Source organism: Corallococcus interemptor (assembly GCF_003668875.1).
Taxonomy (GTDB): Bacteria; Myxococcota; Myxococcia; order Myxococcales; family Myxococcaceae; genus Corallococcus; species Corallococcus interemptor.
The window spans coordinates 1-14,376 of record NZ_RAWM01000184.1 but is presented as its reverse complement, the minus strand read 5'-3'; the positions used below and the strand labels follow the sequence as shown (position 1 = coordinate 14,376).

Annotated in this window: 13 protein-coding genes; 7 read left to right on the top strand and 6 right to left on the bottom strand. The window is 70.9% G+C overall.

Going from position 1 to position 14,376, the window contains the following annotated elements:
* Together mutY and D7X96_RS36495 are read left to right on the top strand one after the other, a co-directional pair.
* A partial coding sequence (gene mutY / locus D7X96_RS36500) for an A/G-specific adenine glycosylase (protein WP_121771811.1) occupies window positions 1–1,155 on the top strand: 1,155 nt, incomplete at its 5' end.
* 200 nt (window positions 1,156–1,355) lie between these two features.
* Complete coding sequence (locus D7X96_RS36495; RefSeq protein WP_121771810.1) at window positions 1,356–1,598, top strand: DUF2934 domain-containing protein; 243 nt, start codon at window positions 1,356–1,358, stop codon at window positions 1,596–1,598.
* Between the two features lie 29 nt (window positions 1,599–1,627).
* Here D7X96_RS36495 and D7X96_RS36490 read toward each other — a convergent pair whose 3' ends face one another.
* Window positions 1,628–2,722, bottom strand: a complete 1,095-nt coding sequence (locus D7X96_RS36490) for a uroporphyrinogen decarboxylase/cobalamine-independent methonine synthase family protein (protein WP_121771809.1) — start codon at window positions 2,720–2,722, stop codon at window positions 1,628–1,630.
* 88 nt (window positions 2,723–2,810) lie between these two features.
* On the opposite strand from D7X96_RS36490, the gene D7X96_RS36485 reads away from it, so the two are divergent.
* The 3 genes from D7X96_RS36485 to D7X96_RS36475 are packed head-to-tail and all read left to right on the top strand — an operon-like array spanning window position 2,811 to window position 5,068.
* The gene (locus tag D7X96_RS36485) at window positions 2,811–3,677 is read left to right on the top strand and encodes a hypothetical protein (RefSeq protein WP_120551516.1); all 867 of its coding nucleotides are present in this window, start codon (window positions 2,811–2,813) and stop codon (window positions 3,675–3,677) included.
* A complete protein-coding gene (locus D7X96_RS36480) occupies window positions 3,674–4,627 on the top strand; it encodes an ATP-grasp domain-containing protein (RefSeq protein ID WP_121771808.1) in 954 nt (317 codons plus the stop codon). Before D7X96_RS36485 ends, D7X96_RS36480 begins: the two co-directional genes overlap by 4 nt.
* A gap of 48 nt (window positions 4,628–4,675) precedes the next feature.
* Window positions 4,676–5,068, top strand: coding sequence for a hypothetical protein (locus D7X96_RS36475; protein WP_120551514.1), 393 nt, complete (start codon window positions 4,676–4,678; stop codon window positions 5,066–5,068).
* An 81-nt stretch (window positions 5,069–5,149) separates the two neighbouring features.
* On the opposite strand, the gene metH is transcribed toward D7X96_RS36475, so the two are convergent.
* Both metH and D7X96_RS36465 read right to left on the bottom strand, forming a co-directional pair.
* Window positions 5,150–8,665 carry a methionine synthase gene (metH, locus tag D7X96_RS36470; RefSeq protein ID WP_121724150.1) on the bottom strand — a complete coding sequence of 1,172 codons (3,516 nt, stop codon included), beginning with the start codon at window positions 8,663–8,665 and terminating at the stop codon, window positions 5,150–5,152.
* Window positions 8,662–9,558: an ArsR/SmtB family transcription factor gene (locus tag D7X96_RS36465; protein ID WP_120551512.1), complete on the bottom strand. Its 897-nt coding sequence runs from the start codon at window positions 9,556–9,558 to the stop codon at window positions 8,662–8,664. Before D7X96_RS36465 ends, metH begins: the two co-directional genes overlap by 4 nt.
* A 99-nt stretch (window positions 9,559–9,657) precedes the next feature.
* Here D7X96_RS36465 and D7X96_RS36460 point away from each other — a divergent pair, with 99 nt between their 5' ends.
* Complete coding sequence (locus D7X96_RS36460) at window positions 9,658–10,536, top strand: patatin-like phospholipase family protein (protein ID WP_121724151.1); 879 nt, start codon at window positions 9,658–9,660, stop codon at window positions 10,534–10,536.
* A 131-nt stretch (window positions 10,537–10,667) separates the two neighbouring features.
* Window positions 10,668–12,269: a S8 family peptidase gene (locus D7X96_RS36455; protein WP_121724152.1), complete on the top strand. Its 1,602-nt coding sequence runs from the start codon at window positions 10,668–10,670 to the stop codon at window positions 12,267–12,269.
* Between the two features lie 81 nt (window positions 12,270–12,350).
* Here D7X96_RS36455 and D7X96_RS36450 read toward each other — a convergent pair whose 3' ends face one another.
* From D7X96_RS36450 to D7X96_RS36440, 3 genes are all read right to left on the bottom strand, one after another.
* Entirely contained in the window at window positions 12,351–12,794 is a 444-nt protein-coding gene (locus tag D7X96_RS36450; RefSeq protein WP_120551509.1) for a CoA-binding protein, read from the bottom strand.
* Window positions 12,791–13,702, bottom strand: a complete 912-nt coding sequence (locus tag D7X96_RS36445) for a hypothetical protein (RefSeq protein ID WP_120551508.1) — start codon at window positions 13,700–13,702, stop codon at window positions 12,791–12,793. Before D7X96_RS36445 ends, D7X96_RS36450 begins: the two co-directional genes overlap by 4 nt.
* Window positions 13,703–13,786: 84 nt before the next feature.
* Window positions 13,787–14,104 (bottom strand): DUF2795 domain-containing protein, encoded by a 318-nt coding sequence (locus tag D7X96_RS36440; RefSeq protein WP_120551507.1) that lies wholly within the window; start codon window positions 14,102–14,104, stop codon window positions 13,787–13,789.
* Window positions 14,105–14,376: the final 272 nt, after the last annotated feature.

The window sequence follows — 14,376 nt, the reverse complement described above, 5'->3', positions numbered from 1 at the left end:
CTCCCCGCCCCCGTCTCCCCTGAACGCCACGCCGCCATTCATGGTCCGCTGCTCTCCTGGTACGACCGGAACAAGCGCGACCTGCCCTGGCGCCGCACGCGCGACCCGTACGCCATCTGGCTCAGCGAGGTCATGCTCCAGCAGACCCAGGTGTCCACGGTCATCCCGTACTGGGAGCGTTTCCTCGCGCGCTTTCCCACGGTGAAGGCGCTGGCCTCGGTTCCCCTGGACGACGTGCTCTCCGGGTGGAAGGGGCTGGGCTACTACTCGCGCGCGCGCAACCTGCACCGCGCGGCGCAGGAGGTGGTGGAGCGCTTTGAAGGGAAGCTCCCCGCCACCGCGGAGGAGCTGCTCACCCTGCCCGGCTTCGGCCGCTACACCGCCGGGGCCGTGGCCTCCATCGCCTTTGGTGAAGAGGCGCCCATCGTGGACGGCAACGTGGCCCGCGTGCTGTCGCGCCTCTTCGAGGTGGAGGGGTTGCCCGGGGACCGCGACCGCGAGGCCACGCTCTGGGCGCTGGCCTCCGCGCTGGTGAAGGGCGAAAGGCCCGGGGACTTCAACCAGGCGCTGATGGAGCACGGCGCCACGGTGTGCCGGCCGGAGTCTCCGCTGTGCCTGCTGTGCCCCGTGCGCGACGCGTGCATCGCGTTCAAGAAGGGCCGCGTGGATGAGCTGCCGCCGGCCAAGGTGCGTGCCGCGCCCCGCAAGCTGTTCCTGGCGCTGGCCGTGTGGCCGCACGCGGGCACGCTCCTCTTCGCACGCCGCGCGGACAAGGGCCTCTTCGGCGGCCTGTGGGAGCTGCCCGCCGTGGAGGTGGAGGAGGACACGTCCGAAGCGGAGGCGACGGAGCGGCTGGCGACGACGCTGGGGGCGCCGCTCACGCTGCTGGGCTCGCTGGACAGCGTGCGCCGGCAGCTCACCCACCGCGACCTCACGCTGCGGCTGTTGCGCGTGACGGGCGGCGCGCGGCCCACGAAGTCCGTCGCGTTCCAGGAGCTGCGCTGGTGCACGCCGCAGGAGGCGGAGGCGCTGGGCATGAGCACCGCGATGCAGCGCGCGCTCGACGCGGCGCTGGGGCACGGCGTGATGGGTGGTGATGCAGTGCCCGCGAAAAAAGCTCCCGGCCGCTCCGCCAGGAAGGCGACCGGCCCCTGAAGCGTCTGGCGTCTTTCAACTGGCGGACCACGCGTGCGGGCTCATTCCGCTGATGGATTTTCCGAGCGGAATGGCCCGTTGGTCCCTCAACACTTCGCGACCTGGGATGTCGCTCCGGCAACCCCGTACGCCCTGGGTCTCTTCCGTGATGCAGGGGCGCGGCCGAAGCTGCAGGTCGCCTTTTCCAGGAGGAATCCCCCATGGCCCGTCAGAACGCGCAGAAGTCGCAACCGAACCCGGCCCCCAAGGCCGCGCCGGAGCGGACCGAGGACAAGAAGCCGGTGGCCACGGCGAGCGCGCCCACGAGCAAGAGCGCCGCGCCCACGCAGGAGCAGATTGCCCGCCGCGCCTATGAAATCTTCCAGGCCCGGGGCGGCACGCATGGCAACCCCGAGCAGGACTGGCACCAGGCCGAACGCGAGCTGCGGCTCGGCCGTCAGTAGTCCGCCGCGCTCCGCCCCGCCCGCGCTTTTCAGTGCGCGGGCGGCAGTCCCTGGAGGGACGGACGCTCGGACTCCAGCGCCTGCTTCAACCGGCGCTGGGCCTGCTTCAGCTCCTCCAGGATGCGCTCCGCGTCCATCACCGAGCGCATCGCCAGGCCGCACGCGGGCGTCAGCAGCACCGTGGACAGCGCGCGCGCGAAGCCGATGCCGCCCGGCAGCGCCGCCTTCAGTGACGCCTCCACGGAGTCCGACAGCTCCTCCACCGAGTACGTGGACGCCAGGTCCGTGGGGATGACGCCCAGGCTCAGCGTGGCGCCGGAGTCCAGGAAGCGCTTGAGCGCGTCCGTCTCCTCCAGCATCGCGTCCAGCGACAACCTCACGTCCAGCGAGACGAGGTCCGCCTGCGCGTCCAGCAGCACGCCCCAGTCCGTGTTGCCGCAGCAGTGGATGCCCACGAGCGCGCCTTCGCGCTGCAGCGCCACCACCAGCAGCCGCAGCTCCTGCTGCGCCAACAGGTGCTGCGGGTTCATCCGCACGTAGGCGTAGAGGCCGGGCTCGTCCAGGTAGAACAGGGGCGTGGTGCCCGTGCGCTTGAGCGCGCGCACCATGGCCAGCGCGCGCACCATCACCAGCCGGTACAGCGCCGCGTCCAGGCCCGGCACCGCCAGCACCGGCTCCCCCGAGGCGGTGCGCACCACGGAGCGCACCGTGAAGGGGCCGGCCAGCTGCGCCTTCGCGAAGGCGAGCTTGCGGTGCTCCACCTCCCAGAGGAACGGCTTCCACGCGCGGCACGCGTCCGCCGTGGGCTCGAAGGACTCCAGGTCTCCGGAGGCGAGCGCCGCCTCCAGCCGCTTCTCGAAGGCCTCGCGCCCCGCGTTCCACGCCTCCACGTCCACCGTGCAGACGCCGTCCTCGTCGAAGCGCAGGCCCGGCAGGCCCTCCAGCGCGGCCGGAATCATCAGCTCCGAGGGGTGCCCCACCGGCAGCTGCGGCAGGAACGGGATGTCCATGGCGAGCGCGGCTTGCAGACCCAGTTCCACCTGGGTGTGCGGCAGGCTGCCAATGCCCGTCGTGGCACACGCGGGCAGGAGCTGGACGGCGCGACGGATGGTGGGCGAAGGCATGGCGGCAATCTAACCCGTCCGGCCAGGGGCGGCCGGACCTGATGGGGGGATTGTTCCCGGAGGAGGCGGCCTGAGAGGCTTGCGGACCATGCCCAGGCTCGTCCTCATCGGCGCCGAACAGTTCCCCCATCTGAGCGACGTGCTCCACCACGAGGCCCGGCGCGCGGACGCCCCGCTCACCGACATCTCCGTCGAAGCCTGGGGCACCTCCGCCACGCCGTGGGTGGAGGTGAAGGACGGCCGGCTCCGGGCCGGGCTGCTCGGCGCGGCTCCGTCCAGCGGCGCCGGAGACGACGCGTTGGGTCCGGAGGATGTCCTCTGGTGCCTCTTCGAGAAGCCCTTCCCCCCGACGCAAAGCCCCTACCTGGACACCGAGCACGAGGCCCTGCGGGACGGCTTCCACACCTGCTGCCCGGCGCGCTCCATCAACCGGCGGGGACTGCTCGCGCCGCTGTGGACGATGGCCGTCTGGCGGCTGCTCGCCCTGCGGCTGCCCGTGCGCCAGGAGGACTCCGTCCTGCGCGCGCCCCACTTCCACCTGGGGCCCTGCCCCGAGGACGGCAGGCGCTGGAAACCCTGGCCCCGCGAGGCCGAGTTCAGCCGGGCCGAGGTGTGGTGGACGGTGCCGGCCCCCGGCGCGCTGCATCTGGCCGTGGTGATGGGCTCGCGCGTGACGCTCTGGCCGCTGGAGGCCCCTGACGGCGGCGGCGTCCGTCCACCGCCAGGGCTGGAGGCGGACCTGCTCCAGTTGGCGGCCGCGTGTGGCGCGGACGTCCTGGAGGTCCTGCTGGTGCCGTCCACGGATTCCGGGGGCGACGCGGGCTGGACCGTCCTGCAGCTGTCCGCCCTGCCGGAGGAGCTGGAGACGCTGCTCGCGCGGGAGCACCCGGAGGCCCGGGCCCAGGTGGAGCACTTCGTCCGCTCGCTGCTGCAGGGCCAGGAGGTGGCGCGATGATCCTCGTGATGGGGCCGGTGGACGAATTGGTGACGGCCTTCTTCCTGGCGCACCTGACCGCCACGCGGCGCGAGTACGTCTTCGTGGACGAGCGCCATCTGGGCACCCAGGTCCACCTGGAGCTCGACTGGAGACCGGGACCGCCCGGGGCCGGGAAGCTCACCGGCGCGGTGCGCTTCCCGACGTGGAGCGTGCCGCTGGAGCAGGTGTCCGGCATCTTCTCGCGGCTGGGCACGGGCGGCATTGAACCGCCCCAGACGCCCGGGTCGCTCGCGCAGCGCGCCCACGCGGCGGCCTTGCTGGACCTGTTCCAGGGTCCGGTGGCCAATCGCGCCACCGCGATGCTGTCCAATGGCAGCAAGCCCTGCCAGTACGCCGCCATCCTCGCCGCGGGGCTGCGCGTGCCGGACACCCTGGCGGGCGGGGCGCCATGGCACTGGGAGCGCTTCGCCCGGGGACTGGAGGGTGACCCCGTCATCAAGTCCGTGAGCGACGAGCGCTCCCTGGTGAAGCAGGTGTCGTGGGAAGAGGCCCGCGCCGCGATGCGGCCCGGCCACCCCCTGCCCCCGCACCAGTTCCAGCAGCGCATCCCGGGCACCAACGTCCGGGCCCACGTCGTGGGCGCGCGCGAGGTGCTGGCCTGCCGTGCGGAGTCGCTCGCGCTGGACTACCGGCACCCGGACATGACCGGCCACACGGTGCGGCTGCGCGCCATGGAGCTGCCCGCCCCCGTCGCCGACGCCTGCCGCCAGCTGTCACGCGCGCTCGGGCTGGAGCTGACCGGCATCGACCTCATCGAGCCGCCCGGAGGCTCCAACTCCCCGGCCGACTGGGTGTGCCTGGAGGTCAATACCTGCCCCGGCTTCATGTGGTTCGAGCAGCACTCAGGCCTGCCCATCGCCCGGGCCCTTGCGGATCATCTTCACCCTCCGTTAAGCTCCTCTTGCTGAAAAATTCCGGTCTCGCCGGATTTTCAGCTTCAACGAGGGGGAGTCACCATGGCGAAGCACGACATCGAGCAGGGTCTCATCACGTCGCAGGACCTCCCGAAGCTGGCGGAAGCGGGGCACGTGGAGGCGCCCGCGGTGGGCCGGAACCTCCAGGAGCTGCGGCAGGCGGTGCAGGACACGCTGGTCGGGCAGTGGTCGTTGATGGGGGTCATCGACACGGGCAAGAAGGCGTCCGACCTGGGCAAGAAGGCCGCGGACGCGCTCACGGACAAGGCCAAGAAGGACGAGGACGCGGCCACCCACCGTGAGAAGGACGCGCGTGACGAGGCCCACCGGAAGATGAACGAGGACAAGGCGAAGAAGAAGGGCAAGGAGGCCAGCGCCGCGCTCGGCGCCTCCGCGAACGCCTTCGCCAGCGCGCTGTCGGACCTGCGCGCCTGACGCTCCCGCAGCACCCGGGAAGGGTGCCCAGCAGGTCCCTTCCCGGCGCCTCACCCCGCGCGCTGCCGCGTCTGCCTCCGGTCAGGTCACGGAGAAATACGTCGCGCCCGGGTGGTGGAAGACGATGGCGGACACGCTCGCCTCGGGCTCCATCATGCAGCCGTCGGTGAGCTGCACGCCGATCTCCTCCGGCTTGAGCGCGGCGAAGAGCTTCGTCTGGTCCTCCAGGCGCGGGCACGCCGGGTAGCCGAACGAGTAGCGCTTGCCGGTGTACTCCGCGCGGAAGCGCTCCAGCATCGTCATGTCCGCGCGGTCCGGGAAGCCCCACATGCTGCGCAGCTGCGTGTGCAGCAGCTCCGCGTAGCCCTCCGCGGTCTCCAGCGCCAGCGCCTGCACCGCGTGCATCTTGAGGAACTCGCCCTTCGCCTTGAACCCTTCCGACAGCTCACGGATGCCCGCGCCCGCGGTGGTGACGAACAGCGAGAGCGCGTCCACCGGCTTGCCGTTCTCCAGCGGCTTCACGTAGTCCGCCAGGCACAGGCCGTTGTCCTTGTCCTGCCGGGGGAAGTCGAAGGACGTCACCTGCTCGCCCGTGGTGCCGTCGAAGAGGAGCACGCGGTCACCGTCGCTGGCCGCCTTGAAGAACTGGAACACCGAGCGCGCGTGCATCACGCCCCCGCGAAGCAGCGTCTTCAGCTCCTCCACGGCCTCCTTCAGCGCCAGCGCCTTGCGGCCCTCTTCCGTCTTCGCGAGGTCGGCTTCCGCCGGCGTGCCCAGCGCGCGCGACGACGTGCGCAGGCCCAGGTGGCGGCCGTAGAGCATCACCGGGTTGATGAACTTCCAGATGTGATCCAACGGCGTGTTGGTGAGCACGTGCCGCGCGAAGTCCGGCGCGGGCGGCACCGTGGCCAGCACCGGCACCTCCGTGCTGCGCGAGCGGCGCACCGGGGCGGCGGGCGCGGGCCGGTCCTTCGCCTCCTGCGCCAGCTTCAGGCGGCGCGCGGCCAGGTCGTCCCGCAGCTTCGCGTGCGCGCCCGGTTCGACAATCTGCTTCGCCAGCTCCAGGCCGTTCATCGCGTCCTGCGCGTAGGCCACGGTGCCGCCGCCGTAGGCCGGGGCGATGTTGCGGTCCACGAAGTTGCGGCTGAGCGCGGCGCCGCCCACCAGGATGGGCGTCTCCACACCGGCGCGCTTCAGGTCCTCCGCGGTGGCGACCATCTGGTGCGCGCTCTTCACCAAGAGGCCCGACAGGCCCAGGATGTCCGGGCGGTGTTCCTTCACCGCCAGCACCAACTGCTCGGGCGGGACCTTGATGCCCAGGTTCACCACCTGGAAGCCGTTGTTGGCGAGGATGATCTCCACCAGGTTCTTGCCGATGTCGTGCACGTCCCCCTTCACCGTCGCGAGGACGATCTTCCCGCGCGACGCCGCCTGGGTCTGGCTCATGTGCGGCTCCAGGTGGCTCACCGCCGCCTTCATGGACTCCGCGCTCTGGAGCACCTCCGCGACGATGAGCTCGTTGGCGCCGAAGAGGCGGCCCACCTCGTCCATGCCCTTCATCAGCGGCCCGTTGATGATGTCCAGCGGCGCCATCTCCTTCATCGCCAGGTCCAGGTCCGCCGTCAGGCCGTCGCGCGTGCCCTCGATGATGTAGCGCTGCAGCCGTTCATTCAGCGGCAGCGTGCTCACCTGGGCGCGCGCGGGCTTGCGCTCGCGGAAGTGCGCCGCGAAGGGCGTCACCGGGTCCGCGCCCCGGTTGTAGATGAGGTCCTCGGAGAGCTTGCGCTCCTCCTCCGGCAGCGACGGGTAGCGCTCCAGCTTCTCCGAGTTGACGAGCGCCATGTCCAGGCCCGCCTGCACGCAGTGGTACAGGAACACGGAGTTGAGCACCTCGCGGCCCGCGGTGGGCAGGCCGAAGGACACGTTGCTGATGCCCAGCACCGTGCGGCACTGCGGGAAGCGCTGTTTGATGAGGCGCACGCCCTCGATCGTCTCCACGCCGCTGCCGGTGTACTGCGCGTCACCGGAGGCGCAGGGGAACACCAGCGGGTCGAAGTACAGGTCCTCCGGGCGCATGCCGTACTTCTGGGTGAGCAGCTCGAAGCTGCGCTCGGCCACGGCGAGCTTGCGGTCGCGCGTGACGGCCATGCCGACCTCGTCGATGCAGCCCACCACCAGCGCCGCGCCGAAGGCCTTCGCCAGCGGGACGACCTTCTCGAAGCGCTCCTCGCCGTCCTCCAGGTTGACGGAGTTGATGATGGCCTTGCCCTGGCAGTACGTGAGCGCCATGGCGATGACCTTCTCGTCCGTCGAGTCGATCATCAGCGGCACGCGCACCTTCTTGACCACCACCTCCAGGAAGTGGCGCATGTCCTCCAGCTCGTCCCGGTCCGGGTTCGCCAGGCAGATGTCGATGACCTGCGCCGCGCGCCGCACCTGGGCGCGGGCAATCTCCGACGCGTCGTCGAACGCACCCGCGACGATGAGCTCCTTGAACTTCTTGCTGCCGATGACGTTCGTGCGCTCGCCCACGATGATGGGGCGCTGCTCGTCCGTCACCTCCAGGTAGTCCACGCCGGACAGCGACGAGCGCGGCTTGGGCGTCTCCGTGCGCGGCTTGAGCCCCTTCACCATCGCGGCGAGCGACTCGATGTGGCCCGCGTGCGTGCCGCAACAGCCGCCCACCACGTTGAGCCAGCCGTTGTCACAGAAGCGCCGGAGCGACCGGGAGATCATCTCCGGCGACTCCAGATACTGACCGTTCTCATCCGGCAGGCCCGCGTTGGGCACGCACGACACCGGGAACGGGCTCATGGAGGACAGCGAGCGGATGTGGTCCGTCATGAAGTCCGGCCCCGTGGCGCAGTTGAGGCCCAGGTACAGCAGGTCCGTGTGCTCCAGCGACGTGGCCAGGCTCTCCACGGACTGGCCCGCGAGCATCGTGCCCATGGGCTCAATCGTGCCGGACACCGCCACCGGCAGCTTCCAGCCCAGCTTCTTGAAGGCCCGGTCGATGCCCAGGAGCGCCGCCTTCACGTTGCGCGTGTCCTGCGCCGTCTCCACCAGCAGGTAGTCGGAGCCGCCGATGGCCAGCCCCTCCGCCTGCACGGCGAAGTTGTCCACCAGCTCCTCGAAGGTGATGCCGCCCGTGACGCTGATGGCCTTGGTGGTGGGGCCAATGGAGCCCGCCACCCAGCGCATCCGTCCGTCCTTCGCCTCCGCGGCCTTGGCGGCGTTGAGCGCCAGGCGGGACGCGGCGATGTTGATCTCCATCGCCTTGTGGCCCAGGTCGAACTCCGCCAGCACCACCGGCGTGCCGCCGAAGCTGTCCGTCTCCGTCACGTCCGCGCCCGCGGCGAAGTACTTCGCGTGGATGCCTTCAATGACGTCCGGGCGGGTGAGGACCAGGTGCTCGTTGCAGCCCTCGTACTCCGCGCCGCCGAAGTCCGCCGCGACCAGGTGATGGCCTTGCAAGAGCGTGCCCATGGCGCCATCCAGCACCAGGATGCGCTCGCGCATCGCGGCCTTCAGCGCCTCCACGCGCTGGCCGTGCTCCCCGGGGGGAAGCGGCAGGGGGTGGGCGATGTGGCTCGTCATGACGGTTTGACTCCGGTCAGCAGGAAGACGCGGAAGGGGCTGGCCCCGTCGCGCGCGTGCGTCTCGCGGGTGAACGACGTGAAACCGGCCTCGCGAAGGGCCGCTTCCAGGACTTCGGGCGCGAAGCCCAGGTGCCGGTGTCCCAACCGGTCCAGCACCCACTTCTCTTCGTGCGGCAAGAGCTCCAACACCACCAGCCGGCCGCCCGGCTTGAGCAGCCGCGCGGCCTCCGCCACCACCGCCGCCGGCGCCTCCACGTGGTGGAGGCTCTGCGAAATCACCACCAGGTCCATGCACCCGCCCTTGAGCGACAGCCGGTGCAGGTCCTCGCGCAGGAACGTGATGTTCTTCAGTTCGTCACGCGCGGCCAGGGTTCGAGCCTGGGACAGCGCGTCCTCGCTCTGGTCGATGGCCCACACGTGCCGCGCCCACCGCGCCATGGCCCGGCTGAACACCCCCGTGCCGCAGCCGAAGTCCGCCACGTCCAACGGTGGCAACAGCGACGCCAGCGCCCCCGCCCAGAGGAACCAGGACTGGCCGGGCTCCAACAGCCGCTCGTTGAGCGCCTGCCGGTCCTCCCGCGCGCGCAGCAAGTCACTGAGCCGCGCGGAGTCCCCCGCCGCGTCCTCCGCCTCGCGCGCCAGCCGGACGAGCGGCCAGCGCGAGTCATCCGACTCCAGCGCCAGCGAGTAGTACGTGAAGCCCGCCTGCCGCTCCTCGCGGATGAGCCCCAGCCCCTTCAGCTTCGACAGGTGGTGCGACACCGAGGACTGCGCCACCCCCACCAGCGACACGAGTTCCGTCACGTTCAGCGGCGCCTGGGCCACCAGGCGCAGGATGCGCAGCCGCGTCGTGTCACCCAGGACACGGAAGGATTGGGAGAGGACGTCCATATCGAGCCATCAACATATATCGATACCCTGACACGGCCACAATGGCCCCGGCAACGCATTGCGTTGCCTTGGGTCGTACCCATCCCGTAAAAATCCGCCATGGCTCCCTCCTCGACGTTGCACTCCCTGCTCGAAGGCAAGCGGTTTGGACTGGTCCTCTCCGCCGGCTACTTCGGGTTCTACGGCCATGCGGGTTTCCTCAAGGGGCTGCACGCCTCCGGGCTGAAGCCCCACGCGTACGCGGGCACGTCCGCGGGCGGGATGGTGGCGGCGTACGCGGCGGCGGGCATGCCGCTGCCGGCATTGGAGGAGCTGGTGCTGAGCCAGACGCGCGCCAACTTCTGGGACCCGGACCCCCTGGGCGCGGTGCTGAACGTGGCGTCGCAGGGGCACGGCTTCACGGGCCTGCTCAAGGGCGAGCGCTTCCGGCGCCTGCTGGAGTCCACGCTGCCGGTGTCCACCTTCGAGGACCTGCCGCACCCGCTCTTGCTCACCGCCGCGAACCTCACCCACGGCACGCACCAGGTGTTCACCACGGGGGAGCTGGCCCCGCGCGTCCACGCCACCTGCGCGTACCCGGGCCTCTTCCGCGCCGTGCCCCTGGACGGCCAGCTGTTCTGGGACGGCGGCCTGGTGGACAAGGCGCCCGCGCTGTCGCTCCAGGAGAGCGCCATTGGCAAGGACCTGGACGCCATCCTCGTGCACTTCCTGCCCAGCCGGACGCGCAAGGTGGTGGGCGGCCCCATGGCCTATCCCCAGGGCCTGGCGGCCGGCTCCGCCGCGCTGAGGCGCGACCACTTCCGGCTCCAGCTCACCGTGCTCCAGACGCGCAACGTGCCCGTCTACGTCGTCGTCTCCAACCTGCCCCCGGTGTCACCCGCCACGCTGGAGCGCGGCTTCGACGCGCTGGATCAGGCCCGGCTGTCCGCCGAGCGCGCCCTGGCCCGGCCCCCGGTGCCCTTCGAAGGAACCACCTGAAGCGCCTTCACACGCCCGCCCGGTTCAACAGGAGCTGAATAAACCAACAGGATAGAAATAACAGAATAGCCAGATTTGAATGACAGACCGGCGTGGCATGGTGGGGATGCTGTCCATCCCGGAGGAAGTCCATGCTGAAGTCGACGCTGTCCCCGCTCCGCCTGCGTGGCGCGGTCATGGCTGTGTCCCTGCTGGCGTTGGCCCCCGCTGCTGGCGCCGCCCCCTCGCTGACGCCGCGCACGCTGCTGGCGAAGCCCACGGGGCGGGAGCTGCCCGCGGGGACGTTCGTGGAGCGGCTGGTGGTGAAGTTCCACGAGGGCAGCCACGTGCGCCTGCGCGACAACGCGCTGCGCGCCCTCGCCTCTGAACGCAGCGCGGGTGAGCGGGAGCTGTTGTCCGGCCTGCGCCTGGACTCCGCGCGCGTGGAGGCGGACCTGGCGGAGGTGGTGGCGCTGCTGGACCGCGCGCCGCGCATCGGGGCGCTGGACCGGGTGTTCCAGGCGGAAGAAGCCGCGCTGGACGCGAGCAAGCTGTCCGGTGAGAAGACGAGCGGCGAGCAGCTGGCGGACCTGAACCTGTACTTCGAAGTTCCGCTCTTGCCCGGCACCACCGCGGACACCGTGGCGGACCTGGTGGCGGCGCTCAACCGCGTGGCCAGCGTGGAGACGGCCTATGCGGCGCCGCCTCCGGAGCCGGCGATGGTGAACTTCGCGATGGAGGCGGGGCTGCGCGCGCTCCTGTCCGCGGCGGACCTGCCGCCCACCACGCCGGCGTACCAGTCCGCGCAGGGCTACCTGGGCGCTGCGCCCGCCGGCATCAACGCGACCTACGCGTGGACGCAGACGGGCGGCCGGGGCACCAACGTGAAGATCGTGGACATCGAGGGTGGCTGGCGCACCACGCACGAGGACTTCCCCTCGTTCTTCCGCGTGGGCGGCACGCAGTACAACGACCTGGGCTGGCGCAATCACGGCACCGCGGTGCTGGGTGAAATCGTGGGCGCGAACAACAGCTACGGCGTGACGGGCATCGCCAGCGCGGCCACGCCGGGCGTGGAGGCCATTGGCGCGCAGAGCACCGCGAGCGCCATCACCAACGCGGCGGCCGCGGTGGGCGCGGGCGGCGTCATCCTCATCGAGCTGCACGCGGGCGGCCCGGCGGACGGCACGGCCTGCACGTGCAACACGTCCCAGTGCAACTACATCGCGATGGAGTACTGGCAGGACAACTACGACGCCATCCGCAACGCCACCGCCAACGGCGTCGTCGTGGTGGAGGCGGCGGGCAACGGCAGCGCGAACCTGGACGCGGCGGCCTACGGCGGCCGGTTCAACCCGGCCACGCGCGACTCGGGCGCCATCCTGGTGGGCGCCAGCACCTCCACCACGCGCGTGCCCATGTGCTGGACCAACTTCGGCCAGCGCGTGAACGTGCACGCCTGGGGTGAGAAGGTCGTCACCACCGGCTACGGCGACCGCTTCGGCAGCGGCTACGGCGAGGACCAGTACTACACGTCCACCTTCAGCGGCACCTCCAGCGCGTCGCCCATCGTCGTGGGCGCCGCCGTCAGCGCCCAGGGCGTGGCGAAGGCCAACGGCCGGCTGCTGACGTCCGTGCAGATGCGCGGCCTGCTGCGCAACAACGGCACGGCGCAGGCGGCGGACTCGCGGCAGATTGGCCCGCTGCCGGACCTGGCCAAGGCCCTGCCCAAGGTCATCTCCGGCAACTACTGACCTGACCTCCAAGGCCGCGTGACCTCCACACGCGGCCACGCGGCCCTCCGTGCCTTCGGGTACGGAGGGCCGTTGTTTTTCTCAGCGCCCGCTGTAGCGGCGGTGGTCCACCATCAGGCAGCGGTCCTGCACCACGCGGATGCCGGCGGCGGCCAGCCGCTTCGCCGCGGCGTCGTTGCGGATGCCGGACTGGAACCACACCGCCTTGGGCTTCTTCGCGATGATGTCGTCCACGTGCTGATCAATGTCGCCGGGCCGGCGGAACACGTCCACCAGGTCGATGTCGCCCGGGATGTCCACGAGCTTCCGGTACACGGGCTTGCCCAGGATCACCTTCGCGTCCGGGTAGTAGACGGGCACCGGCACCACGTCCACGCCCGCCTTCGCCAGGTACTCCGGCACGTAGTACGCGGGCTGCGCGGAGTGGTCCTCCGTCTTGATGCCCAGCACCGCCACCCTCTTCGCTTCCTGCACCACGTGCTTCACACCGGCTTCGGTCTCGATGAGGTACTCGTCGTGGCTCATGGCCCTTCCTCCTGGAGCGCTTCCGCCTGGGACTCGGTGGTGAGCGTGAGCGTCGTGCCCGCCTCCACCGCCTTCACCTTCAGCAGGCGGCGCACCGGGATGAACCGGGCCCACGTCACCACCTGCTCGCCTTCACACGTCAGGCCCTTCGCGAGTTCCGGCGAACCGGCCTCCGCCCACGCGGCGCGCAGCTCCGCCGGGGCCTTGGGGGGCAGCGCGTCCAGGCACTGGAGCGTCATCACCACCGCGTCGCCAAACGCCGTGAGCCGCGTCCCCTGCACCGTGCGCTCCAGGATGAAGGCGCGCTCCTGGCCGTTCACGTCCACGGAGTCCACGGCCCAGGTGCGCTGGCCCTCCACCAGGTTGCGCTGGAGCAGCCCCGCGTACTTCGCCTCCCACTCGCGGCGCGTGCGGATCTCCAGCGCCTCCGGGGAGAAGAAGCGCTCGACTTCCGGAAGGCCCGGAACGCCGGTGGCCTCGGGCGCCACCTGCCGCAGCGCCTCCTGCGCGGCCTCCGCGCCCACCAGCTTCACGAAGGTGCCGTCCGCGGCCAGCTGCAGGCGCAGCGTGAAGCGCTCCAGCACGGCGCCGGACAGCGACGGGACGTCCTGCCCGTCATGCGCCTGGCGCGGGGTGCGCACGGACTGGGTCACGCGCCAGCCGCCGTCGGACGGGGTGAAGCGCGTCTCCGTGGTGAAGGCCGCCTCGTCGCGCACCTCGCGCTGGCCCTCGCGCTGGAGGGTGCGGGTGGCGCGCACGGATTCGGTGAGCAGGCGGTCCACGGGGGGTTTGAAGTCCAGACGCACCGGCGGCGGCAGCCCCGGCGCGGGGTTGAGCGGCGGATACCGGGACGTGCACCCGGTGCCCAGGGACAGCAGCAGACAGCTCCACAGAAGGCCCGTACGCATGCGCTCGCGAACGCTGGCAGAAAGCCAGGGCGCCCGCGAGCGTCTTGCAACGTCCTTCTGTGGAGTGTCGGCGCGAGGGCGACACTACGGGTGGCGCGTCTCGCCCTCGGAGGCACCCTCGATGCGGTCGCGGCCGATGTTGCGCCGGTCGCGGTCCACGCCGTCGTCGTCCTTCAGACCATTCATGGCGAAGCGGCGCTCGGCCTCCGCCAGGTCGCGCAGCACGTGCTCACGCAGCATGTACTCGGTCTGTGGCAGGGACTTGAGGATGTTGATGATGTCGACCGGGGCCTCGTTGTCCGCGGCGGCCTCGACGAGTTCCTCGCGCGTCGCCGGGTACTCCACCCCATCCAGGTGCGGGGTGATGGAGCGCGAGGGATCCTCCGCCTTTCCGTAAGCCATCGTGTCTTCCACCTTTCTTGCGCCCGGAGCTTCCAGTGCCCGGGCGGCCATCCACGCCTCAACGTGGGGATGGCGCCCGCTCCGGGCCACCCTGCTCATCCGCCACCTCCTCTGACGCCGGGCAGGCAGGGGACCGGCCGTCCTGCCCGGGACGGCTTCGGGTTAGAGTCCCCCCGCGCCAACGCCCGCCGGAGTGTCTTTCGCCCGATGTCCGCTGCCTCCCTGCTCGCCGCCTGGCTCACGCTCGCCAGCCCCCCCGCCGACCCGCCGTC